This is a genomic window from Halomonas sp. NPDC076908 (assembly GCF_050269715.1).
Lineage (GTDB): Bacteria > Pseudomonadota > Gammaproteobacteria > Pseudomonadales > Halomonadaceae > Vreelandella.
On record NZ_JBNNIW010000023.1, the window covers coordinates 40,629 to 63,744 of the forward strand.

Annotated in this window: 20 protein-coding genes and 1 pseudogene; 19 read left to right on the forward strand and 2 right to left on the reverse strand. The window is 50.7% G+C overall.

Features of this window, described 5'->3' with window-relative positions:
* Positions 1-11: 11 nt before the first annotated feature.
* Both tkt and tal read right to left on the reverse strand, forming a co-directional pair.
* Complete coding sequence (gene tkt, locus ACQKE4_RS13810) at positions 12-2,009, reverse strand: transketolase (protein ID WP_427388971.1); 1,998 nt, start codon at positions 2,007-2,009, stop codon at positions 12-14.
* Between the two features lie 39 nt (positions 2,010-2,048).
* Positions 2,049-2,996: a transaldolase gene (gene tal / locus ACQKE4_RS13815; RefSeq protein ID WP_427388973.1), complete on the reverse strand. Its 948-nt coding sequence runs from the start codon at positions 2,994-2,996 to the stop codon at positions 2,049-2,051.
* A gap of 355 nt (positions 2,997-3,351) precedes the next feature.
* Between tal and rpiB the strand changes: the two genes are divergently transcribed.
* The 19 genes and pseudogenes from rpiB to ACQKE4_RS13910 all read left to right on the forward strand — a co-directional run.
* Positions 3,352-3,825, forward strand: a complete 474-nt coding sequence (gene rpiB / locus ACQKE4_RS13820; RefSeq protein WP_427388975.1) for a ribose 5-phosphate isomerase B — start codon at positions 3,352-3,354, stop codon at positions 3,823-3,825.
* Between the two features lie 108 nt (positions 3,826-3,933).
* Entirely contained in the window at positions 3,934-5,664 is a 1,731-nt protein-coding gene (locus tag ACQKE4_RS13825; protein WP_427388977.1) for a dihydroxyacetone kinase family protein, read from the forward strand.
* Between the two features lie 38 nt (positions 5,665-5,702).
* Positions 5,703-6,683, forward strand: coding sequence for a sugar-binding transcriptional regulator (locus ACQKE4_RS13830; RefSeq protein WP_427388979.1), 981 nt, complete (start codon positions 5,703-5,705; stop codon positions 6,681-6,683).
* 423 nt (positions 6,684-7,106) lie between these two features.
* On the forward strand, positions 7,107-8,213 hold the full coding sequence (locus ACQKE4_RS13835) for an MDR/zinc-dependent alcohol dehydrogenase-like family protein (RefSeq protein ID WP_427388981.1): 1,107 nt from the start codon (positions 7,107-7,109) through the stop codon (positions 8,211-8,213).
* A 47-nt stretch (positions 8,214-8,260) separates the two neighbouring features.
* Complete coding sequence (locus ACQKE4_RS13840; RefSeq protein ID WP_427388983.1) at positions 8,261-8,905, forward strand: DUF2291 family protein; 645 nt, start codon at positions 8,261-8,263, stop codon at positions 8,903-8,905.
* Positions 8,906-8,914: 9 nt separating this feature from the next.
* The gene (locus tag ACQKE4_RS13845) at positions 8,915-10,462 is read left to right on the forward strand and encodes a sugar ABC transporter ATP-binding protein (protein WP_427388985.1); all 1,548 of its coding nucleotides are present in this window, start codon (positions 8,915-8,917) and stop codon (positions 10,460-10,462) included.
* 25 nt (positions 10,463-10,487) lie between these two features.
* Positions 10,488-11,603 (forward strand): ABC transporter permease, encoded by a 1,116-nt coding sequence (locus ACQKE4_RS13850; RefSeq protein ID WP_427388987.1) that lies wholly within the window; start codon positions 10,488-10,490, stop codon positions 11,601-11,603.
* A gap of 72 nt (positions 11,604-11,675) precedes the next feature.
* Positions 11,676-12,638, forward strand: coding sequence for a D-ribose ABC transporter substrate-binding protein (locus ACQKE4_RS13855; RefSeq protein ID WP_427388989.1), 963 nt, complete (start codon positions 11,676-11,678; stop codon positions 12,636-12,638).
* Positions 12,639-12,740: 102 nt separating this feature from the next.
* Positions 12,741-13,646 (forward strand): ribokinase, encoded by a 906-nt coding sequence (locus ACQKE4_RS13860; RefSeq protein WP_427388991.1) that lies wholly within the window; start codon positions 12,741-12,743, stop codon positions 13,644-13,646.
* A gap of 556 nt (positions 13,647-14,202) precedes the next feature.
* Positions 14,203-15,063: a transketolase gene (locus tag ACQKE4_RS13865; RefSeq protein ID WP_427388993.1), complete on the forward strand. Its 861-nt coding sequence runs from the start codon at positions 14,203-14,205 to the stop codon at positions 15,061-15,063.
* A 12-nt stretch (positions 15,064-15,075) separates the two neighbouring features.
* Complete coding sequence (locus tag ACQKE4_RS13870; RefSeq protein WP_427388995.1) at positions 15,076-16,071, forward strand: transketolase family protein; 996 nt, start codon at positions 15,076-15,078, stop codon at positions 16,069-16,071.
* 88 nt (positions 16,072-16,159) lie between these two features.
* Positions 16,160-17,140, forward strand: coding sequence for a TRAP transporter substrate-binding protein (locus ACQKE4_RS13875; protein WP_427388997.1), 981 nt, complete (start codon positions 16,160-16,162; stop codon positions 17,138-17,140).
* A gap of 15 nt (positions 17,141-17,155) precedes the next feature.
* Positions 17,156-17,719, forward strand: a complete 564-nt coding sequence (locus tag ACQKE4_RS13880) for a TRAP transporter small permease (RefSeq protein ID WP_427388999.1) — start codon at positions 17,156-17,158, stop codon at positions 17,717-17,719.
* Positions 17,716-18,975, forward strand: a complete 1,260-nt coding sequence (locus ACQKE4_RS13885; protein ID WP_427389001.1) for a TRAP transporter large permease — start codon at positions 17,716-17,718, stop codon at positions 18,973-18,975. The genes ACQKE4_RS13880 and ACQKE4_RS13885 overlap by 4 nt, the downstream gene beginning before the upstream one ends.
* Positions 18,976-18,982: 7 nt before the next feature.
* Positions 18,983-19,864 (forward strand): NAD(P)-dependent oxidoreductase, encoded by an 882-nt coding sequence (locus ACQKE4_RS13890; RefSeq protein ID WP_427389002.1) that lies wholly within the window; start codon positions 18,983-18,985, stop codon positions 19,862-19,864.
* Positions 19,865-19,873: 9 nt separating this feature from the next.
* On the forward strand, positions 19,874-20,725 hold the full coding sequence (locus ACQKE4_RS13895; protein ID WP_427389003.1) for a sugar phosphate isomerase/epimerase family protein: 852 nt from the start codon (positions 19,874-19,876) through the stop codon (positions 20,723-20,725).
* A gap of 12 nt (positions 20,726-20,737) precedes the next feature.
* A complete protein-coding gene (locus tag ACQKE4_RS13900) occupies positions 20,738-21,490 on the forward strand; it encodes an SDR family NAD(P)-dependent oxidoreductase (protein WP_427389004.1) in 753 nt (250 codons plus the stop codon).
* Positions 21,491-21,550: 60 nt separating this feature from the next.
* A complete protein-coding gene (locus tag ACQKE4_RS13905; protein WP_427389005.1) occupies positions 21,551-22,270 on the forward strand; it encodes a FadR/GntR family transcriptional regulator in 720 nt (239 codons plus the stop codon).
* Between the two features lie 439 nt (positions 22,271-22,709).
* Positions 22,710-23,021: pseudogene (locus ACQKE4_RS13910) on the forward strand (AbrB family transcriptional regulator); the annotation flags it as partial.
* Positions 23,022-23,116: the final 95 nt, after the last annotated feature.

The following is a 23,116-nucleotide window of genomic DNA, read 5'->3' on the forward strand; positions in this document are numbered from 1 at the left end:
TCTATTAAAACTTAGCTAAACAGCTCATTGGCTTGTTTAACAATGTTCTCGACGGTAAAGCCGAAGTGCTTGAACAGATCACCCGCTGGGGCAGATTCGCCGTAAGTGGTCATGCCGATGACACGGCCTTCCAGGCCAACATACTTGTACCAGTAGTCGGCGTGGGCGGCTTCAATTGCGATACGCTTGGTCACCGCTTTGGGTAGTACGCTTTCACGGTAATCCGCATCTTGACCATTAAAGCGGTAGGCCGACGGCATAGAAACTACTCGCACCGCTTTACCCTGCTGTTCAAGCTCAGCGGCGGCGTCCATGGCAAGCGATACCTCTGAACCGGTGGCAATCAAAATCAACTCAGGTGTGCTCTCGCTGTCTTTAAGCACATACGCTCCGCGCTGAATCGCCGCTAGCTGCGCTTTAGTGCGCTGCTGATGGGGCAGATTCTGACGTGACAGCACCAGCGCTGTGGGGCCAGAGTGGCGCTTAATCGCCGCATCCCAAGAAGCTGCCGTTTCTACCTCTACCGCATCACAGGGGCGCCAGGTGTTTAAGTTGGGCGTAGTACGCAGGCTAGTAAGCTGCTCAATCGGTTGGTGGGTCGGGCCATCTTCACCCAAACCAATGGAGTCATGGGTAAACACGTAAATCACCTGTTGACCCATTAAAGCTGCCATGCGAATTGAATTACGCATGTACTCCATAAAGATCAGGAAGGTCGCACCGTAAGGCACCAAGCCACCGTGGAGTGCGATCCCGTTCATGACCGCGCCCATGCCGAACTCACGCACACCGTAGTGTAAGTAGTTACCGCTGGCATCTTCTGGTGTGATTGCTTTAGCGCCTTTCCAGAAGGTTAGGTTAGACGGTGCCAAGTCCGCACTGCCACCTAGCAGCTCAGGCATTTGTGGGCCAATCACGTTCAGTGCTTCAAAGGAGGCTTTGCGCGATGCGATGGTCTCGCCACGCTCTTGGGCCTGCTCAATTAACGCTTCAGTGGCCAGCTCCGTAGGCAGTTGGCGCTTCATGCGGCGCTTAAATTCACGCGCTTCGGTGGGGAAGGCTTCCGCGTAGCGAGCAAAGCGTGCTTCCCACTCCTGCTGGCGGGTTTTCCCTTCAGCGCGGGCATCCCAGGCAGAGTATATAGGCTCAGGGATATGGAACGGCGCATGGGGCCAGTTTAACTGCGTGCGGGCCAGGGCCACTTCTTCATCGCCGAGCGGGGCACCATGGGCGTCCTCTTTACCCTGTTTATTGGGTGCGCCAAAGCCGATGATCGTTTTGCAGATAATCAGGCTCGGCTTATCGTCGTGGCTCTTGGCCAGTTCAATAGCGGCTTTGATCTCTTCAGGCTTGTGACCGTCAACGTTGGGAACGACATGCCAGCCGTAGGCTTCAAAGCGTTTGGCAGTATCATCGGTAAACCAGCCTTCCACTTCACCATCAATGGAGATGCCGTTATCGTCGTAGACAGTGATCAGCTTGCCCAACTGCTGGGTACCAGCCAGCGACGCCGCCTCATGAGAGATACCTTCCATTAAGCAGCCGTCACCGACAAAGCACCACGTGTGGTGATCAACAATCGTGTGGCCGGGGCGGTTGAACTGCGCGGCTAGGGTTTTTTCAGCAATGGCGAAGCCTACCGCATTAGCAAACCCCTGCCCGAGCGGGCCAGTGGTTGTTTCAATGCCGGGGGCATAGCCAAATTCAGGATGACCTGCGGTGGGCGAGTGAAGCTGACGGAAATTCTGCAGCTGCTCCAGGCTTAGCTCGTAGCCACTCAGGTGCAGCAGTGAGTAGAGCAGCATGGAGCCGTGGCCATTAGAGAGCACGAACCGGTCGCGATCAGCCCACTTAGGGTCTTCGGGGTTGTGCTTGAGGTAGTCATTCCATAGCACCTCGGCAATATCAGCCATACCCATGGGGGCGCCAGGATGGCCTGACTTGGCCTTCTGAACGGCATCCATAGAAAGGGCGCGAATGGCATTGGCTAGCTCAAAACGGCTATTCATATTAGTGATACCTTGGTTGTTATATTGGGTAGCGTCTCGTTAGGCACGAGCGGTCAAACGTTGAGTAATCAACGACTCTAATGTTTGCTGGTCATTGGCAAAGCGTCGGATTCCGTCAGCCAGCATCTCGTTGGCCATTGAATCTTGGTTGTGCTGCCAACGAAAACCTGCTTCTGATAGCGGTGTGAATGCTTTACGAGTGACGGTTTCCTGTTGGATTTTTGAAGTGACCTCTCCTTCCATGCTATCAAGCTGTTCTAGCAGTCCGGGAGAGATGGTCAGGCGATGGCAGCCCGCCAGCGCTAAGACCTGATCGGTGGTACGAAAACTCGCCCCCATAACGACTGTGTCGTAACTACCAGCGGCAGCCCTCTCGCAAATCCCTTTTACAAATAGCACGCCAGGATCTTCTTCTGGGGTGAACTGCATACCTGTTGTTTTTTGGTACCAATCGCTAACACGGCCAACGAAGGGGGAAATCAGATACACCCCTGCATCAAAGCAGGCCTGCGCCTGAGCATCGCTGAACAAGAGCGTTATGTTGCAGTTGATACCTTCCTGCTCTAATTGCTCGGCCGCACGGATCCCCTCCCAGGTAGACGCGAGCTTGATCAGCACACGGTTGCGGTTAATACCCTGTTTTTCGTAGCGCTCAATCAACTCGTAGGCCTTGTGGATACTCGCTTGGGTGTCAAAAGAGAGGTGTGCGGACACTTCTGTCGATATTCGTCCAGGTATCACATTGGAAATTTGCCCGCCGATGGCAACCGAAAGTTGGTCAATTATCCGGCTCGGGGCGCTCTCATCACGACATGATTCAGCAAGTACTCTATCGATCATCTCTTGGTAACGAGGTAGTTCGAAGGCCTTGAGAATCAAAGAGGGGTTAGTGGTGGCGTCCTGTGGTTGATAGCGCTTTATGGCATCCAAGTCGCCTGTGTCGGCCACGACCAGTGAGTGTTCGCGTAATCCATTCAGAAGCGACATTGTCTACTCTCCATAGAAATGAACATCATGTGTTCAAATGATTGACCATTTTTATCGATTTAGTCAAATCGGTATACCGATTGAGTTGATTTTAAGAGATTGCACAAAAGTATAATGCTCTTTGAGCGATGCTTTATTTCTAGATATTAGTATTTTAATCAATGAGTTATTTTTTGTGCTTGAACTTCTCGTCTTAATTCCTCCATAAAAAGCAATATGATCTTATGATCGATGTGTTTACAAATGCTCGGTTGGTGATAGATTGAATAGCGTCAGTAGGCGGCTGGTAACTGCGTATTGGTGTTCACCGTTGCTAGTCGTCCGCATTTCTATTGTCTGGAAAGGGAGAGCATGAATGTCTAATACGACGGCTTCTCTCAGAGTCGCCATTGGCGGTGATGAGGCCGCTTACGACTTGAAAGAGATTCTTATTGGTTATATCCGGGATTTAGGCTACGAAGTTGAAGATTTCGGCACTTTTAATGCCCAGCCGGTGCTGTACCCGGACATCGCCTTTGAAGTGGCTACGGCTATTAGGGAGGGGCGTTTCGATCGTGCAGTGCTGGTTTGTGGTACGGGAATAGGGGTAGCTATTTCTGCCAATAAGGTGCCCGGTATCCGCGCTGCGCAGGCACACGATACTTACTCAGCAGCTAAGGCGCGCACCAGTAATGATGCTCAGGTTGTCACGCTGGGGGCGAGGGTGATTGGGCCTGAGTTGGCTAAATCAATAGTGGCAACCTTTTTGGGCAGCCAATTTTCGGGTGGTAATTCCGAATTAAAAATCGCAAAAATTGACGAATATGAGTCTCGGCTTAATACTCGGTGACGCTAATATTCGTTAACTCTGATTAATAAGATCACATTAAAAAAGCATTTATAACAACTCCATGCAAGCTGTAATACGCAGTTTGGCCTCACTCCAGAGGGTATAACAATGACACGCCTATTTAATGACCCGAATGATTTCCCTGAGGAAGCCCGGTTAGGCTTAGTCGCTGCACATCGCGATAAACTGATGGCTGTGCCGGGAGGTGTTGTGCGCAGTACGCGCAGTCAGGCAGGTACAGTTGCGGTTGTGATTGGCGGTGGTAGTGGCCATTACCCAACCTTTGCGGGATTGGTTGGGCAGGGGCTGGCCCATGGTGCGGTCATGGGGAATCTGTTTTGTTCGCCTTCTGCGCAACAAGTTTACTCCGTCGCTAAAGCCGCTAACAACGGCGGTGGTGTGCTGCTCTCTTTTGGTAATTATGCGGGGGATGTGCTGCATTTTGGCGAGGCGCGCGAGCGTTTGATCGCGGACGGCATTCCCTGTGAAATCGTGCTGGTTACTGATGATGTCGCCAGTGCTCCCTTGGCGGAGATTGATAAACGCCGGGGTATCGCCGGTGATCTAACCGTTTTCAAAGCTGCTGCCGCTGCCGCAGAAAATGGATTATCACTGGAAGAAGTGGTGCAAGTGGCGAAGGAGGCTAATCGCTGCACGCGCTCTTTTGGGGTGGCGTTTGAGGGGTGCACGTTACCAGGGGCAGCCGATTCGCTCTTTCATGTGCCCGAAGGCCGAATGGCTATTGGGCTGGGCATTCATGGTGAGCCGGGGATTAGTGAGACGGATATCCCTTCCGCAGATGGCTTGGCAGACATCCTCGTTAGCCGATTATTGGAAGAGGTGCCAGAAGGAATCAATATCAAGGGGGCCAGGGTGGCGCCGATACTAAATGGCTTGGGTACCGTTAAGTATGAAGAGCTTTTCGTTATTTATCGCAAGGTTGACGAGCTGCTGCAGGAAGCAGGCGTTGTCATTGTCGAGCCGGATGTGGGCGAGTTGGTGACCAGTCTTGATATGGCCGGGGTTTCGCTGACGCTGTTTTGGCTTGATAAACAGATGGAGCCGCTGTGGATCGCCGCGGCGGATGCGCCGGGCTATCGGAAAGGTAGCGTGACGCCAGCGCAGGCGTTGGATCCTGCCGAGGTAGAGTTGGTTACGCAAGATGAGATTCCCGCGGCTAGCGATGCCTCGCGGGCATTAGCCAGAGGCGTCGTTGAGGCGCTCGAAGTGCTCGCAAATACGGTCAATGAAAACAGCGAGATGCTGGGCCAGATTGATGCGGTTGCTGGGGATGGTGATCACGGTATTGGTATGCAGCGGGGCAGCAGGGCTGCGCTTGAGGCGGCTAAAGAGGCGCTTGACGGCGGGGCGGGCGCGGAGACAGTGCTGCAGTGGGCTGGGCAGCGCTGGTCGGATAAAGCGGGTGGCACCTCTGGTGCTATCTGGCGGGTGATCTTAAAAGCGATGGGTGAGTCGCTTGGCAATGAGCAGCCGCTCTCAGGGCGGCGTCTTGCCGCTGGAGTGGTCAAGGCCCGCCAACAAGTGATGGCATTCGGCAAGGCTGAGCTGGGTGATAAAACCCTTGTCGATGTGCTGGTGCCTTTTGCCGATGCCTTGTCTTGGGAGGCTGAGCAAGGCCAGGGTGCTTTGGTTTGCTGGGAATCTTCTGCACGCATAGCGAGTGAGGCGGCTGAGGCTACCAGGCAGCTAATTCCCCGTGTTGGTCGCGCGCGCCCATTAGCCGAAAAAAGCGTGGGTACACCGGATGCCGGTTCGGTTTCACTGGCGCTGATTATTCAGGCGCTGATTCCTGTGTTGAAAAAGTGTCAAGCAAACTGACATGATACATGCCCGCCAACAACCCCTGGATGCCGAGGATGAATGGTCAAGACGCTGCAGATATAGACTTAATGACAGAGATTTCAACGCTCTACTATGTGCAGGGGGAAACGCAGGAGGCGATCGCCAATAGGCTCGGCCACTCGCGCGTGCGAATAGGGCGGCTGCTCAAGCGTGCCCAGGCAGAAGGAATTGTCGATGTTCGCGTGCGCCTGCACCCCGCCGTTAGTGTTGAGATTGAGCAGGAGCTCAAACGGCGCTTTGGCCTGAAGCGAGCGTTGATTGCTCTGGATAATGCCGATCCGGATGTGCAGCGCTCGTCGGTTGCGAGTCTAGTGGCCGACCATTTGTCCCGTAGCTTGACCGATGGCCAGATCGTGGCTGTTGGCATGGGGCGTAACGTCGCCGCGGTGGCGGATAATGTTTTCCTGGCGGAGTCGTTAAAAGTTTCATTTGTGTGCGCAATTGGCGGCTCGCTGCGTGCAGGTGAGCATATGAATCCTGACCATATTTGTCGACGCTTGGCGAGTCGGTTTGGCGGTGACAGTGAGACGCTTTATGCCCCAGCGCTGGTGCAGAATGGTGAGCTCAGGGATGCATTGTATGAAAACTCCACCGTGCGCCAGACGCTAGACCGGGCTCGCCGTGCGGATACCGCTTTGATTGGTGTAGGCGATGTCAGTGAAGACAGTAATATGGTGCGTATGGGGTGGTTTTCCGCCCAGGAGATTGCTGAAGCACGGCTATCTGGGACAGTGGGCGATATGATGGGGTATGACTTTATCGATATCCATGGGAGGCCTTCCGCAACGCAGATGCAGGGGCGTGTGGTTGGGCTCAATATCCAGGATCTCACGCGTATTCCAGACGTTATTGCTATCGCCAGTGAGAATACTAAAGCGGTCGGCATACTAGGTGCGCTACGTACCGGGGTTATCGACACGCTGGCCACAAGCGTCACAAACGCCCACACCATTCTGCGTCTTGATGAAGCGACTCAAGGAGAGGTGCGCGCTTAAGGAGTATTTAAAACCTGAGGGGATTCCGATCTTCTATGCCTAGTCCAGCCTAGCTCCATCTCTTTTGTTTGTTGGCTGTGTTGAGGCATGTGCATTTTTTGGCATGTCTCGTTCGCCGCCCCGCCTCTCGCTACAAGCTTAATAAAACCTGATCGGCAAGCGTACATTTGATCGATGATGAAACATATAGCATGGCCGAATTTTTTTGTTTTTATAAGGCAGTAATAACAAACTGTTTCCATTTATTGAATTTAAACATAAAAATCAATAAATTAACGTATGGGTCTAAAGTATAAGATCAGAAAATTCCATTATGGATTGACTCGGCTACGCTTAAAGCAGTTAATTCATATGTACACGATAAGATCTTTTGTAATGCGGGCGTCGCTAGTCAGGCATTATAAGATACATTAGGAGTGAGTAATGCATAACACCGATAACAACAATCACGCCAAACTACCAAAGTCCATGCAAGCCGTCGTAGCCTACGCGCCTGGTGATTATCGCCTTGAAGAGGTGGACGTGCCGCAGGCGGGAGAGGGTGAAGTACTGATTAAGGTCGAAGCATGCGGCATCTGCGCAGGCGATCTAAAAGCCTATGAAGGCGCCCCCAGCTTTTGGGGAGACGAAACCCAGCCCGCTTATATCAAAGCACCGATGATTCCAGGCCATGAGTTTATTGGTCATGTGATAGCAATGGGGGAAGGTGTAAAGAATTTCGAAATCGGTGACCGCGTTATTTCTGAGCAAATTGTGCCTTGCTGGGAGTGTCGTTTCTGTAATCGCGGGCAGTACTGGATGTGTGAAAAGCACGATGTCTATGGGTTTCAGCATAACGTGAATGGCGGTATGGCCGAATATATGGTCTTTCCCAAAGAAGCCATTAATCACAAGTTGCCCGATGAGATTCCAATGGAGAAAGCGGTTCTTATTGAACCCTACGCCTGTTCATTGCATGCCGTTAAGCGTGCACAGATTGAACTGGGTGATGTGGTTGTACTCTCCGGTGCGGGAACCTTAGGGCTAGGGATGATTGGCGCGATCAAAAAATCCGGGCCTTCCAAGCTGGTCGTGCTGGATCTCAATAACAAGCGGTTAGAGCTGGCCAAGCAGTTTGGTGCCGACATTGTCCTTAATCCAGCTGACGTCGATGTTGTTGACTACGTGAAAGGTATAACTGAAGGCTATGGCTGCGATATCTATATTGAGGCCACCGGTGCAGTCAAGTCAGTAGAGCAAGGCCTTTATATGATTCGTAAGCTTGGCCGTTTCGTCGAGTTTAGCGTATTCAAAGAGCCTGTTACGGTTGATTGGAGCATTATCAGCGATCGTAAAGAGCTCGATATACTGGGTGCGCATCTAGGTCCTTACTGCTATCCACTTGTCATCGAAGGCATTGGTAATGGTGATTTCCCAACGGATCACGTAGTGACCCATAAGCTGCCGTTAACAAAATTCCACGAAGGGCTAGATTTAATGCGCAATGATCCTGATGCGTTAAAGGTTGTGCTTATACCTGACGGGAAGTAGATAACTGAAGTTTCTTATTTATAAATACAATGATAACCGGAGTGATTATGTCGGCGACATTAAATTCGGTGCCCGGTGATAAGCGTACAAAAATTTATGTAGCAACGGCTTTTGCTTTAGTGCTGGTTGCACTCATGGCGTTTGATACCAAAGTCATTACTCTTACTGAGCTCGAGAGCGAAGTCGGTTTTTCACCCCAGCAATTTGCTCAGGAAACATTTCCAGAGATTCAGTCATATGTCGAGAATAACGCCGTAGATGCATCGGTATTGGCGCCAGAAGTGCTTCAGGATGCAGGCGTGGCAGGTGAGAAATACGGTGTTGCTGCCGGCATTGGTCATATTGTGCCAGTCTCTTTATCAGGTGCTGCCATAGAAGGTAGGGGGGGCGTTTACACCCTTGATGTTGAAAATGTGCCTTCTGATGTCGTCATTCGTGTGCAAACAGGCCCAGCTATTAATGGCACGACGCTGAGAGATACAACCGGCACTATTCAATTTGGTGACTTCACCAATCAGATCGAATACCAGGATGTTGGCGCAGCTCTCAATGACGAAATGAAGCGTCAAGTGCTGGCGGATATTTCCGGCCAAGATTTAGCCGGAAAAACGTTAGAAGTAGTCGGCTCCTTTACCCTGATAAATCCTACCAACTGGCTAATTACTCCTGTGAGTATGGCGATCATTGAGTGAGGGGCGGCTATGAGTATCGATAGATCAACAGTGGAAGTGGCTCCACCCGAAGTGATTCTTTCTGCACATAATATTGAAAAACGTTTCGGTGCCGTGCAAGCCCTCAAAGAGGTGAACTTCGATATTTATCGAGGACAAGTGACAACGCTGTTTGGCGAAAATGGAGCGGGTAAATCCACGCTGATGAAAATTTTGTCTGGCGTCATTGCTCAGACGGCGGGTGAGATTGTACTGGAAGGCGAGAGTGTTAGCTTTTCGTCGCCGTCGGATGCTGAAGCGCTGGGGATTACCATTATTCATCAGGAGTTGAGCTTGGCCCCTAATCTGAATGTGCGTGACAACATTTTTATGGGCCGTGAGCTGACTAAAGGAAGAGGCAGCGTCGACTATAAAGAAGAGGCACGTCAGGCTGAATTGTTAATGGAGGAGCTGGATGAACCGATCCACCCTCTTACCCTGGTCGAAGATCTACGGGTTGGGCAGCAACAAATCGTTGAAATCGCGAGAGCGCTGTCCAAGAACTCTCGCATTTTGATTATGGATGAACCGACTTCCGCATTGAGTGCCACGGAAGTCGAGACGTTATTTAAAGTCGTCCAGGATCTAAAAAACAAGGGTGTCTCGATTGTTTATATTTCTCACCATTTGGAAGAGGCGCTACAGATTACCGATCATGCCGTTGTTCTCCGCGATGGTGCTATGACAGCTTATGCTCCGCGTTGTGATATCGACCTGCAGTGGATTGTTAGGAATATGGTGGGAGAGAGTTTCGATCTTGGTTCACCGCCCACAGGGTATGAGCAAGGCGCTACCGCGCTCTCCATCCAGAACCTTTACGTCAGCGACGATAAAGTGGCAGATCGTTATGTTGTTGAGGACTTTTCGCTTGATGTGCACGCAGGCGAGATTGTCTGCATTTATGGGTTAATGGGTGCAGGGAGAACTGAGTTATTGGAGTGTGTGGCCGGACGAACCCGGCAATCCAAGGGCGATGTTTTGCTCAACTCAAATGATGTCTCGCATTACAACATTGCGCAGCGAATCGAGAGAGGGTTGGTGTTAGTGCCTGAGGATCGTCAGCGTGATGGATTAGTGCCCACCCTGTCCGTCGGTAGAAATCTGTCGCTAGCCAGTATCCATGCGTTTACTCGCAAGGGGCTTACTTCATCCCGCTTGGAGGCAGAAATGATTAAATCCGCTATCGATAAGGTACACATCAAAACAGACGGTGGAGAGGCTGCCATTGGTTCATTGTCTGGCGGCAACCAGCAGAAAGTGGTCATCGGGAAAATGTTGGCGACTCATCCAGACGTCATCATGCTTGATGAACCAAGCCGTGGCATTGATGTGGGTGCCAAGGCCGAAGTATTCAAGTTATTGAGCCAAGGGGCCCGGCGAGGGTTGGCGGTCGTCTTTACAACGTCTGAAGTAAGTGAGTGCTTGAGTATCCCGCACAGAGTGCTGGTGATGAGCAAAGGGCGGATCTCTGCTGAATTCAAACCGGGGGTAACGAAAGATGAAATTATGGCGGCCTCGGGCGAATCAGTTGCTGCGTGATTATTCAATCGGATAGGTAATGACTATGTCTTATCACAACATGTCTCATGACAATAATAATGCGTTACAGGTTGAAAAAGGCAGTATCGATATCGTCAAGATTTTGCTGGAAGGTCGGGCTTTTTTCGCATTAATCGTGATCATTATTGTCTTTTCCATGCTCTCGCCTGTTTATTTTTCAACAGGTAATTTTTTAACCATGTCTTCGCATGTGGCCGTTTTTGGCTTGCTAGGCATTGGTATGCTGTTTGTCATTCTGACCGGTGGTATCGATCTGTCGGTTGGCTCTACGCTAGCACTTTGCGGGGTGTTCGCAGGTATGTTGCTAGAAGGGGTAGAGATTGAGGCGCTTGATTTGGCCTTCTTCCCTTCAGTATGGGTGGTCGTGGTTCTTACCTGCTTACTGGGCGGGCTAGTGGGGGCTATCAATGGTGTGTTAGTTGCCTATTTTAAAGTACCTGCATTTGTGGCCACCCTAGGTATGTTGTATGTCGCGCGCGGAGCTGCCCTGTTACTAACGGATGGCTTAACGTTTAACCGTTTAAGCGGTGACCCGGCGTTAGGTAATACAGGCTTTGAATGGCTTGGATTTAATAAGCTATTAGGCATTCCGGTAGGCGTTTTGATTCTGTTTAGTGTCGCCATTGTGTGCATGTTGGCCCTGAGTCGTACTCCTTTTGGAAGATGGGTCTACTCAACAGGAGGTAATGCGCGTGCTGCAGAGCTTTCTGGGGTGCCCGTCAATCGCGTTAAGCTCTCTGTCTATATTATTTCGGGGGTGTGCGCCGCGATGGCGGGAATAGTGCTTGCCTCTCAGTTGACATCTGCAGGCCCCACGGCAGGCACTACCTATGAGCTGACAGCGATTGCTGCAGTCGTGATTGGTGGTGCTTCACTAATGGGAGGGCGTGGCACGGTTCGCAATACATTATTGGGTGCTTTTGTGATTGGTTTTTTAGCCGATGGGCTTGTCATTATCGGTGTGTCTGCTTACTGGCAGATGGTATTCACAGGCAGCGTGATTGTCTTTGCTGTGATGCTAAATAATGTCCAATACAGCACTAAAAATAAGTCCCCGAAAAAAGCTGAGATAAAAACAACAGCAAGTAAGCACGAAGGTTCTAGGGCAAGCGTTACTTAATGTAGCACTGCTTAGAAGTATGGCCTGTTAGGGGCTACTTATTAAGAGACTAATAATCATAACGATGAGGTAATGAACATGTTTCCAAAAAGTAAAAAGATGCTTTTTACAGCACTCGCCAGTGTCTCAATGCTCTTTAGTGGCTCCCTGGTTGCTCAGGACAAGGGGCTGATTTCAATTATTGTTAATGATATGTCAAACCCCTATTGGCAAACGGAAGGAACAATAGCCGGGCGGGCAGCAGAAGAGTTGGGCTATACAGCAAGTGTAAGCTCCCATGTGGGTGATACCAACACTGAAAGCAACCAGGTCGATACCGCGATTACCAATGGGGCTAAAGCGATCATTTTGGATCCTGCTAATGCGGACGGTTCCATTGGCGCTGTGCGAAGAGCTGTTGAGGCGGGAATTCCAGTCTTTATTATTAATGCTGAGATTAACCAGCAGGGGTTAGCCAAGGCGCAGTTGGTTTCCAATAATGCCCAGGGAGCCGCGTTAGGCGCACAAGAGTGGGCAATGCAATTGGATGGCGAGGGATCCTATATAGAGTTAAAAGGCCCACCTTCTGATAATAATGCGGCGACACGATCCAATGGCTATGAAACGGTGCTTAGCCAGTACCCCGACCTTACTCTGGCGGCGTCTGATATCGCGAATTGGGATCGGACGGAAGGGCGTAATAAAATGCAGAGCATGCTGCGTTCTCATCCTGATATCAGAGGTGTCATTAGCGGTAACGACGAAATGGCGTTAGGCGCTATTGTTGCCTTGAAACAGGAGGGGCGGCTAGACGATGTATTGGTCGGTGGGTTTGACGGTTCACCCGATGCGGTTGATGCGGTTCGCTCGGGTGAGTTGGCCTATACCGTTCTACAGCCTGTGGCCGTATTTGCAGAAGATGCAGTAAAAATTGCTGATCATTACATCAATACGGGAGAAACGGGGTTGGATAGTGAAAAGCAGCTTTATGACTGTATCCTAATTACGTCGGATAATGTTGATAACTATACCTCTCCTTTTGTTCTAGAAGAGTAAGTGTTAGAAAAATAGGTTTTAGACGAATAAGGATTGGGAAATCTTGCTTAGAAGCCAGCCAGCGTTAACGCTGGCTGGCTTTTTGAATTAGAGGGCGTTTCAGTGATATTTAATTTTGGTTCCATCAATATTGATCATACTTATCACGTTCCCTATTTTGTTCGCCCTGGCGAAACGCTGGAAAGCAATCAATACAGTGTTGGCTTGGGTGGGAAAGGGGTCAATCAATCGCTGGCGATAGCGCGTGCCAAAGGGGCTGTGAGTCACTGGGGGCGAGTGTCATCGATAGATGCTTGGGTGGCCCATGAGCTTGAGTCTGCGGGTGTTGGTGTGAAAGATATCGAATTGACCCCAGAGCCAAGTGGGCATGCGATTATTCAAATTGATTCATGTGGTGAAAACGCTATTCTTTTGTTCTCTGGTGCCAATCATGGTTTTACGCAGGAGAAAATGACGGCTCTTATCGCGCAAACTGCTCCTGGCGACACAATGCTTATTCAGAACGAATGTAACGGGCTTGATCAGCTTATTCCATTAGCTGTGAGCCACGGCTGCAAGGTGATATTTAACCCTGCACCAATGACCTCGAAGGTATCATCACTCCCGCTAGCTCAATGTGAACTGCTTTTTTTTAACCGTACAGAGGCCGCTGCTTTATTAGAGATGCCAGTAGCGTCGAGCGCTGCAGATTTGCTAAGGCGTTGTAAAGAAACGCTTGGCGATGTCGAGGTGGTTCTTACTCTAGGTAGCGAGGGGGCTTGGTATCAGCGCAGCAGTGAGACTCTTTTTCAAGCGGCTTTAAAGGTAAATGCCATCGATACAACGGCCGCAGGTGATACCTTTGTGGGTTACTTCCTTGCCGCTAGGCAAGCTGGCCTAGCGCCCTCACAGTGCTTGCAGCGAGCAACAGCGGCGGCTGCCCTGGCGGTACAAAAGCTCGGTGCTGCCAGTAGCATTCCGATGGTGGAAGAAGTTGATAGGTTGATGTGTCAACAAGACGGGCTATAGATATGGAAATGTCCTTGGACATAATTGATATATCCGCGGTACGTATGTTCAGCCATCCGCTAAATTGATCTAGGTTCCTTCGATCCGCCCAAGCTACTACTCGCCCCCGTGGGCGGGCCCTCCTTAAGACTTTCATGGTATCGGCTCATCTTGTTGAGCCAATGATCATGTTTTCATTATCCATCATTAATCCTGTTCGGTAATCCTCCTAAAATAGCGCTGCTCCTACCTTTAGCTGGCATTCTCATATTCCGCAAGCTTCTTAAATTGGTTGACCATTTTTGCGTAAGGTCTTTCTTTGGCGGATTTTTTCTACGTAAATCTAGGTGGGTTCATGTTTTAATTTAAATACCAGCCTACTAGATGCCAAAAGAATATTTTCTTAAGTGTTTGTTTTATTTGTGATAATCAGGCTGTTTTTTATGAAGCCTAGTGATTTTAAGGCGTGTTAACTAATAATGATTAATATATTATTGATTTTTTAGACTAAAGTTCCGTTTCAATATATTGGAATTATCTTTATCTTCAAATGGTCAACCATTTGGAGGTGGCTAGAATGAGTCAAACAGCTATCGCATCGAGCGCTGGTGTTATCGAGGAGCTTCGGCAGCGGGCTTACAAAATTCGCCGCCACGCTCTGCGAATGGGTGAAGTGCAAGGGCAGGGGTACGTTGGCCAGGCGCTCGGGATTGCCGATGTTTTGGCGGTGTCTTACTTCCATGCCCTGAAGCTGGATCCCAAGAACCCTGATTGGGAAGGACGAGATCGTTTCTTGCTCTCTATCGGGCATTACGCCATCGCCTTATACGCCGCTTTGATCGAGGCTGGTGTTATTAGCGAGGAAGAGATTGAGGATTACGGCAGCGACGACAGCATTCTGCCCATGTCAGGTATGGCCGATTACACGCCGGGCATGGAAATCACCGGTGGTTCGCTAGGGCATGGTTTGGGTATCGGTGTGGGGATGGCGCTGGGCCTTAAGCGCAAGAAGAGTGCCTCACGTATTTTTAATCTGCTTTCAGATGGCGAGCTGAATGAAGGTTCGACCTGGGAAGCTGTCGCCTCTGCAGCCCATTGGAAGCTGGATAACCTGATTGCCATTGTCGATGTCAACGACCAGCAGGCTGACGACAAGTCTTCCACCGTACTCAACTACGAGCCGATCGCTGATAAGTGGATTGCGTTTGGGTGGGAAACCTACCGTGTTGATGGCAATGATCTTGAAGCGCTAGTCAAAGCTTTCGACAGTGCTCTAGCCAGTGACTCTCACAAACCCCGGGTGATTGTCTGCGACACCCTAATGGGCCGCGGCGTGTCCTTCCTCGAAGAACGTGACAAGAACCACTTTATTCGCGTTGATGAGAATGAGTGGAGTGTGGCGCTCAAGCAGCTCGATGACGTTTACGGTGTCCAGTAAGGAGGATATGAAATGAGCGCCAAGAAGAAGCTAAAGACCTCGGCAATGATTGCGTCCATCGCAGGTGATGACCAGCCAACGACCTCCGCGCCCTTTGGGCATGCATTAGTAGAGGCTGCTGCGAAAAATCCCAAGATTGTCGGTATGACGGCAGATCTGGGCAAATATACCGATCTGCATATCTTCGCTCAGGCTTACCCTGATCGCTATTACCAGATGGGCATGGCTGAGCAGCTACTCATTATGGCAGGTGCGGGTATGGCTCGCGAAGGCTTTATCCCTTTCGTGACGACCTATAGCGTTTTCGCCTCACGCCGTGCTTACGACTTTATTTGTTTAGCCATTGCCGAAGAAAAGCTGAACGTCAAAATTGTCTGCGCACTTCCCGGGCTGACCACGGGCTATGGCCCGAGCCATCAGGCTACCGAAGATATCGCTATCTTCCGCGGCATGCCGAACCTAACCATCATTGACCCCTGTGATGCGGTCGATATTGAGCAGTCAGTTCAAGCGATGGTCGATTTTGATGGCCCCGTCTACTTACGCCTACTGCGTGGCAAGGTGCCCCGTGTTTTAGATCGCTTTGAAGGTTACCAGTTCGAGATCGGCAAGGCTAAAAGGCTGCTAGATGGAGAAGATGCCCTAATCATCTCTTCTGGGCTGATGACGATGCGTGCGATTGAGGCTGCCGATGAGCTGAGAGAGAAAGGCACTAACGTGGCGGTTTTACACTGCGCCACAATCAAGCCGCTAGATACCGATACCATTCTGGCGGAGGTTCGTCGCTATCCTGAACGTCCTGTCTTCGTGGCCGAAAACCACTCAATCATTGGTGGTCTGGGCGAAAGCATCGCATCGCTGCTGATGAAAGAGGGTGTATCCGTCAAATTTAATCAGATCGGCCTTCCCGATGAATTTCTGGATGCCGGTGCTTTACCCACTCTGCATGATCGTTACGGTATTTCCACCAAGGAGGTGATCAAATCGCTAAAGCAGCACGTTGCCTGAAGATACTCACTAAATCAAAAAACTAAGACTCCAGTTACGTTTGATAACCGCTATTTCTAACAACAAATATTTAATAGAGAGAAACGTCATGAAAAAAATACTCCTTGCTTCTGCCATTGCCAGCGCCTTTTTCATTAGTGGTAATGCCGCCGCTCAGCAAACCCTACAACTCGCCCACAATGCGGCGGAAGGTAACCCCAAGTGGGATGCTTCAGAACTCTTCGCAGAACTTATAGAAGAAGGGACTAACGGGGAGTTAAGAGTAGATGTTGGCGGTAACGCACAGTATGGCGACGATATGGAAGCCATTACTCAGATGAGAATGGGCACCTTGGCTTTTAGCACCAATAGCCAGGGCGCGACCTCCAGCGTTGTGCCGCAGTTCTCGTTACTGGGGTTGCCGTTTCTGTTCAATTCTCTGCCCAGTGCTTGGGAGGTCATGGACGGCGAAGTCGGTGATGAACTGAAAAATCTTTCGGAAGAAAAGGGACTTGTGCTGCTGGCGCTGTGGGATAACGGCATCCGCCACGTTAGCAACAATGTTCGTCCTGTCGAAACCCCTGAAGATCTAAACGGCCTCAAAATCCGTACTCCACCGGATGAAATGACGGTCAACATCTTTGATGCATTAGGCGCCAACCCAACGCCAATGAATTTCTCTGAGCTCTATATTGCTCTCGAGCAAGGAGTCGTTGACGGTCAGGAAAATCCGTTAATGAATATTTACTCATCCAAGCTTCACGAGGTGCAAGACTATATCTCGTTGACTAGCCACAAGTATGAGTCAACCCCGCTGCTGATGAGCAAAATGGTCTGGGATTCACTTTCACCAGAGCATCAGGATGTGGTTCAGCAAGCGGCCATTGAGGCTGGAGAATTTAATCGTCAGGCCTCTTTAGAAGCCGACGCTGCGCTGAGAAGTGCGATGGAAGAGGCTGGTGTCGTGTTCAATGAAGTGGATCCTGAGCCTTTTATCGGTGCCACCGCATCCGTTTACGATCAGTGGGCAGCAGAGTACCCAGAGCTGGTTGAGATGGTCGTCAATGCGGCTCAGCGCGAGTCGCAATAACGGAAGGGGCTTATCATGACGCTCTCAAAAGAGGGCCGCGGCAGTGAAGTGGGCAGGCCCACTCCACTGTTAGTGAGCTCAAAAAGTTTGATTTATCACACCTTTAAATGGGTATCTATCGTCGCTGTCGTGGCGATCTTCTTGTCGCTATTACTGGGTGTAGTGGTTCGCTATGTGTTCTCTACCAATTTGGGCTGGGTAGCGGAAGTGCCCAACTTGGTTTTTCCCTGGTTAACGATGTGCGCCATCGTCGCCGCTGCCGCAAGAAACGAGCACATTGGGGTCGAGTTGGTCGTCGAAAAGTTGCCAAGGCTACCCAAGAAGCTAGTGGTATTGGCCGTCAACCTAATCGCTACTATCGCTTTTGGCGTGATGGCCGTTCACGGACTAGATGTTGTCGAAATTGCAGGCACTCAACGACTGCCAATTACCCGTATCGGTATGTCCTGGGCTTACTGGTCGGTTGTAGTCGGCTTTATAGGGCTAGCAGTGGTTTCACTCATTAACATCGCGATGGTACTGACCGGTGGAGATTGCTTCTCCAAGCCACAAGTCTCGCATGGGGAGGATAGGATATGACGGCCCAGATGCTTATTGGCTTTACCCTGTTCTTATTAATGGCGATGCCGGTGGGTTACTCGCTAGTGATAAGTGGTTGGGCGGCGCTATCCGTTTTTGGCCCAATGCCGTCGAGTATGGCGGTTATGAAGATCTTTCAACCAACGCAAAGCTTCCCGCTGCTGGCGATACCCTTCTTTATTCTATCCGGTGGCTTGATGATGTCAGGCAAGTTGGGGCAGAAGTTGGTGAGTTTAGCCTCTATGCTGGTGGGTAAATATCACGGTGGTCTTGGTCAGGTGACGGTCGTCGGTTCCACTGTGTTTGGTGGTGTTTCCGGATCCGCCGTCGCAGAGGCTTCGGCGCTCGGCTCGATGCTCATACCCTGGCAAAAAAGGGAAGGGTACCCTGGCGCTTTTGGGGCGGCAGTGACCTCGGCGTCATCGGTGATTGCTGGCTTGATGCCGCCTTCTATCCCGCTCATTTTGTTTGCTACCGTCTCGAATACCTCCATTGCGTCACTGTTTGTTGCAGCCGTGATTCCGGCATTGATGCTCGCAGCTGGCATGATGATGGTTTGCTATTTCGTTGGTAAACGACGTGGGTTCCCACGCTTAACGCTAAAGCACACCCGTGCCGAAGTAAGAAACACCTTGTTTACTGCTCTGCCAGCGCTGCTGATGCCGGTATTTATTGTTGTGTTGCTGCGCGCTGGTATTGCTACACCCACTGAAGTCAGTGTTATCGCTGTTGCCTATGCCCTGGTGGTTAGCAGTGTTATTTACCGTGACCTGACGGCTGAACGAGTCATGAGCGCATTGGTAAATACTGTGATTACCACAGGCATTGTGATGTTGATTATTGCGGCGGCCAACATCATTGCCTATATCCTAACCTCGGGTGGTGTCCCGCAGGCCGTCGCCCAATGGGCCGTGGAGTATCTAAAACACCCTATCTTAATCATTTTGGCGATCAACGTACTGATGCTCGTTATCGGTATGTTCCTTGATCTGCCAGCGGCCATCCTACTGCTGGGGCCAACACTAGTCTCTATTGCCAACGCGATCGGGCTGGATCTTGTGCAGCTCGGGATCATTATGTGTGTGAATCTCAGCATTGGGCTCTTTTCTCCTCCCATTGGCACGACGCTGTTTGTTTCCTCAGCCATTGCGCGCGAGCGAATTGGTGCTGTGGTTAAAGAGTTGGGGCCCTTCTATCTAGTGGCCATTATCGTGCTACTGCTGGTGTCTTTCGTGCCAGCTCTGATTATTTACTGAGGTGGTTATGCAAACTGTTGCATTTGCAGGGCTGGGCGCCATGGGGTGGCCTATGGCAACCCAGCTGAAAGAAGGTGGTTTTCAGGTGTTGGGCATGGATGCGGTTGAACAAACGGAAACGGCTTTCAACGGACAGGTGACGTTATCCGAGCAAAAGCATCTCGGGCTGGCCCAGTGTGAAGTGCTTTTTATCATGGTGGTGAATGCCAGTCAGGTGCGTTCCGTCTTGTTCGATAGCAAAAGCATCGAGCAGCTCGGCCATGGTGCCTGCATTGTGCAGATGTCCACCATTGCCCCCGACGATGCGGCAGCCATCGCAAAAGATGTCGCGGCGGTTAGGCCCGATCTACACTTCATCGATGCCCCTGTCTCAGGTGGTGTAGTGGGTGCTCAGTTGGGTGAGCTCACTATTATGGCGGCGGGCACTCAAGAGGCTTTATCGAAATGCCGTCAAGCGTTTGACGTGTTGAGCAAAGTTGTCTTTGAAGCTGGGGAGCAGCCGGGGCAGGGCGCGGCGATGAAGGTGGTCAATCAGTTGCTGTGCGGCGTACACATTGCGGCGGCTGCAGAAGCGCTGGCGCTGGCCGAGAAGAGCGGTATTGATGCCTCAACCATGCTGACGCTGTTACAGGGCTCGTCAGCTTCCAGTTGGATGCTGAAGGATCGTGGCCCTCGGATGATCGCTGAGCCCAATGTTATTACCAGTGCGATCGATATCTTCTGCAAAGACATGGGCATTGTCTGCGACTCAGCCAAGACCTCTAAGGCATTTACGCCACTGGCAGAAACCGCGCGTCAGCTATTTGTTTCCAGCGCTGAGCGAGGAGAGGGCAAGTTAGATGATAGCCAGCTGATTCGTACTTACCGACTGCTTAATGGAACGGCCTAAGGGGACACAATGCCCAGCTTTATATCTGTCAGTACCGCGGCTTACGACGGCTATAATTTCGATGTAATTCTGCCATCGCTAGCGCGGTGTGGCATAAGGAATGTGGAGTTTGCCTTTATTGATGGCTATGTAGAGGCCTTCACCGACAGCGATTTTACGGATGCTTTCGCAGCTGAGCTTAAAAGTGAAATGCAGCGCCATGGCCAGCAGTGCCGGTATTTTTCTGGTCATATTGATTTGGGCATTGAGAACGCAGCTGCCAGGCTTGAAGCACGCTGTCGTTTTGCTGCGTCTTTAGGGGCCTCCTATTTAATTACTAACGCCGCCACGCGTGCGCGCGCAGAGGTCTTCTTTGCACAGGCCGATACCCTGGCTGCGATTGCTCACCACTATGGTGTGCGCATTCTGCTGGAGAATCCCGGCAACGGCGTTTCCAACTTACTCGACCATGCCAGTGACGCGCCGGGCTTGCTTAAACAGCTGGACGCTCAGGCCTTCGGTATTAATTACGATATCGGCAATCTGTTAGCTCACTGCCCTGCTAGAGAACCGCTTGAAGATGCACGTGCGGCAATGAATATTGCCGACCATTTTCATCTTAAACCCTGTGTGCGCCGCGAGGATGGTATCGATTTTGTTCCATTGGGAGCAGGGGATGTGAATGACACTGCGCTAGCGGCGGAGCTCCTTCGCAAGAATAAGCCGTTTTCACTTGAGCTTCCATTCCGCCTTCATCGTGATGCCAATGCTCAACCTTGGCGCGATGAGCAACCACTGCCACTCGATGTCATCGAGTGGCGCATTTCCCGCTCTCTTATGGAGCTGGAGCCTCTTGACAAACAATTTACTACAAATCAATAAAAGGAGAACGTTATGCTACTTAAAGACAAGGTTTGTATCGTCACAGGAGCCGCAGGTGAGAAAGGCATTGGCTTGAGAACAGCGAAGCTCTTCTATGAGCACGGAGCTTCAATCGTCATTTCCGATATCAATCAGCAGGCTTGCGATCAGGTGCGCAGCGAGTTTGACCCTGAGCGCTCGCTAGTAGTGGTTGGAAACGTAGCGAACCGTGATGATTGCTTCAATTTAGCGGAGGCAGTCACAGATAAATTTGGCCACATTGATGTGCTTATCAATAACGCAGGTATTACCCAGCCGGTGAAATTCGAAGAGATTTTACCTGAAGATTATGATCGTATTCTGGATGTGAACCTGCGGGGCATGCTCTATATGTCGCAGGCTGTTGTACCTCATATGAAAGCGGCTAAGTCGGGCTCAATTATCAACACTTCTTCGGTGTCTGCGCAGCGGGGCGGCGGTATCTTCGGCGGCCCGCACTATAGTGCTGCCAAGGCGGGCATGTTAGGGCTGAGCAAGGCCATGGCACGTGAGCTTGGTGCTTTTGGTATTCGCATCAACTCCGTTACGCCGGGATTAATCGCTACTGATATTACCGCTGGCAAGCTGGACGACCAGATGAAAGCCAAAATTTTAGAGGACATCCCGCTGGCACGAATGGGCACTCCTGAAGATGTCGCCAAGTCCTTCCTGTTCTTGGCAAGCGACCTTTCCAGTTACATTACAGGGGCCACCCTGGATGTTAACGGCGGTATGCACATTCACTGATTATGCTAAGCTGCCTCTGTACTAACCATGGGGGTATAGGGGTGGCGCTTGGATGATGTTATGAGTCAGATCGATCCGAACCTTTTGGATAGACTTAAGGAGTTTGTGTCGGTCTCCGAACTATCTAAAGATGGCCGATTAAAGCTTCCGGCAGAAAGAGCACTGTGTGAGCATTTTGATATGCATCGCTCGTCAGTGAGAAATGTGCTTTCCCTATTGCAAAGCCTTGGGTTCATTGAACGCAAGCAGGGCAGCGGCACCTTTCTTAAAATGCCGGAGCCTATTTTTATCCAGCTCTATTTTGAGCTGGCGCTTAAGCTCAACTATATCTCAGTCGATCATCTTGAAACTGCGAGAGAGATGTTTGAAAAAGAGATTGTACAGGCGGCGGCAGTGAACCATCAGTCTCTTGAACTGAAAAAGCTTGAGCTGCTGTGTGAAAAGATCGTTACGTCATCAGATGTTCTTGAGGGCATTCAAGCAGACTATGAGTTTCATGAACTGTTGGCCATTATGGCCAAAAACCCTGCCGTATTGATTATTTTCCAAGGGTTATCATCGGTACTGAAAAAGGTGCTTCACCAGCGCAGGATTTTGGCGCGACAGTCTAGAGAAGCCCAAAAGAAAACTAATGAGACGCATATTGCGATTGTCGCTGCTGTCAAAACCCGTGACCGAGAACTGGCACGCCAAGCAATGCATGACCACTTCGAGACATGGAATCAGCAGACGATGCGTAGCTTCCCGAAAGTAGAGGGTTCGGGCATTTTTGCCGAATAAGAGCTGTGTTTAGGCGTTAAAAGCCTATGAATAAGGCTCCGGGAAAACCAAAGGCTGCCCACAGTTTAAGTGTGCTCAAAGGTTCGGTAGTTATCTATATTAGCCTTCAAATCCTTGTATGGTTTTTCAGTAGGTCAGTGTTAATTTCGACATACTCCAGGAAACCTTCTCTTTTCCGGACTATTCCCGATGGCTCCGGCCTCTCATCGATAGGAACGGCAGTGACCAAGTCAGTAGTGGTACTTATTGAGCGTCTGATTGAAGGCCTGAATATCAACAGCCTCTAATAGTGATAAACTGACCATGACGCTTAGCAGGATAAGTACCCCGGCGCTTAGCCAGAGGCTGATTATTGGAGGACCGTTTGAAGGGCTACCGTTTCAGTGCAGAGAATGCAAAGTCGCTCGCGATTTCGCTTAGTGTAGGCGCCGTGGGCGGCATGCTTTTTCAACTCTCTGGATTACCCCTTGCCTGGATGCTAGGCCCACTGATTGCCAATCTATTGGCCTCTGCAAAGGGCGTTAATGTTAGTGTGCCTGAACCGTTACGGAATGTTTTTTTAGCAGTAATGGGCATCGTATTAGGCAGCCAAGTGACCCCGCAATTGGCGCAACGCGTGCTCGATTGGCCTGTTTCAGCAGCGCTACTGCTGCTAGGCGTGGCAGCCTCCACGGCTGTAGCCGCCGCCTGGTATCGGCGCTGCGGATTTGACCCGGTTAGCGCGTGGTTTGGTGCCTCCCCCGGCGCCATGGAGTTATAGTCAAATCTGGTGGATGGCAGTCAGGCGGCAGTCCTGTCTGATTGATCGGTTACCTGCTCCCCATCCTGAAACCGGACGTTGTTCAC

Bases quoted from the DNA above. Each gene is read 5' to 3' on its own strand.
- tkt (WP_427388971.1), bottom strand. From the start codon at position 2,009: ATGAATAGCCGTTTTGAGCTAGCCAATGCCATTCGCGCCCTTTCTATG.
- tal (WP_427388973.1), bottom strand. From the start codon at position 2,996: ATGTCGCTTCTGAATGGATTACGCGAACACTCACTGGTCGTGGCCGAC.
- rpiB (WP_427388975.1), top strand. From the start codon at position 3,352: ATGTCTAATACGACGGCTTCTCTCAGAGTCGCCATTGGCGGTGATGAG.
- ACQKE4_RS13825 (WP_427388977.1), top strand. From the start codon at position 3,934: ATGACACGCCTATTTAATGACCCGAATGATTTCCCTGAGGAAGCCCGG.
- ACQKE4_RS13830 (WP_427388979.1), top strand. From the start codon at position 5,703: ATGAATGGTCAAGACGCTGCAGATATAGACTTAATGACAGAGATTTCA.
- ACQKE4_RS13835 (WP_427388981.1), top strand. From the start codon at position 7,107: ATGCATAACACCGATAACAACAATCACGCCAAACTACCAAAGTCCATG.
- ACQKE4_RS13840 (WP_427388983.1), top strand. From the start codon at position 8,261: ATGTCGGCGACATTAAATTCGGTGCCCGGTGATAAGCGTACAAAAATT.
- ACQKE4_RS13845 (WP_427388985.1), top strand. From the start codon at position 8,915: ATGAGTATCGATAGATCAACAGTGGAAGTGGCTCCACCCGAAGTGATT.
- ACQKE4_RS13850 (WP_427388987.1), top strand. From the start codon at position 10,488: ATGTCTTATCACAACATGTCTCATGACAATAATAATGCGTTACAGGTT.
- ACQKE4_RS13855 (WP_427388989.1), top strand. From the start codon at position 11,676: ATGAACATGTTTCCAAAAAGTAAAAAGATGCTTTTTACAGCACTCGCC.
- ACQKE4_RS13865 (WP_427388993.1), top strand. From the start codon at position 14,203: ATGAGTCAAACAGCTATCGCATCGAGCGCTGGTGTTATCGAGGAGCTT.
- ACQKE4_RS13870 (WP_427388995.1), top strand. From the start codon at position 15,076: ATGAGCGCCAAGAAGAAGCTAAAGACCTCGGCAATGATTGCGTCCATC.
- ACQKE4_RS13875 (WP_427388997.1), top strand. From the start codon at position 16,160: ATGAAAAAAATACTCCTTGCTTCTGCCATTGCCAGCGCCTTTTTCATT.
- ACQKE4_RS13880 (WP_427388999.1), top strand. From the start codon at position 17,156: ATGACGCTCTCAAAAGAGGGCCGCGGCAGTGAAGTGGGCAGGCCCACT.
- ACQKE4_RS13885 (WP_427389001.1), top strand. From the start codon at position 17,716: ATGACGGCCCAGATGCTTATTGGCTTTACCCTGTTCTTATTAATGGCG.
- ACQKE4_RS13890 (WP_427389002.1), top strand. From the start codon at position 18,983: ATGCAAACTGTTGCATTTGCAGGGCTGGGCGCCATGGGGTGGCCTATG.
- ACQKE4_RS13895 (WP_427389003.1), top strand. From the start codon at position 19,874: ATGCCCAGCTTTATATCTGTCAGTACCGCGGCTTACGACGGCTATAAT.
- ACQKE4_RS13900 (WP_427389004.1), top strand. From the start codon at position 20,738: ATGCTACTTAAAGACAAGGTTTGTATCGTCACAGGAGCCGCAGGTGAG.
- ACQKE4_RS13905 (WP_427389005.1), top strand. From the start codon at position 21,551: ATGAGTCAGATCGATCCGAACCTTTTGGATAGACTTAAGGAGTTTGTG.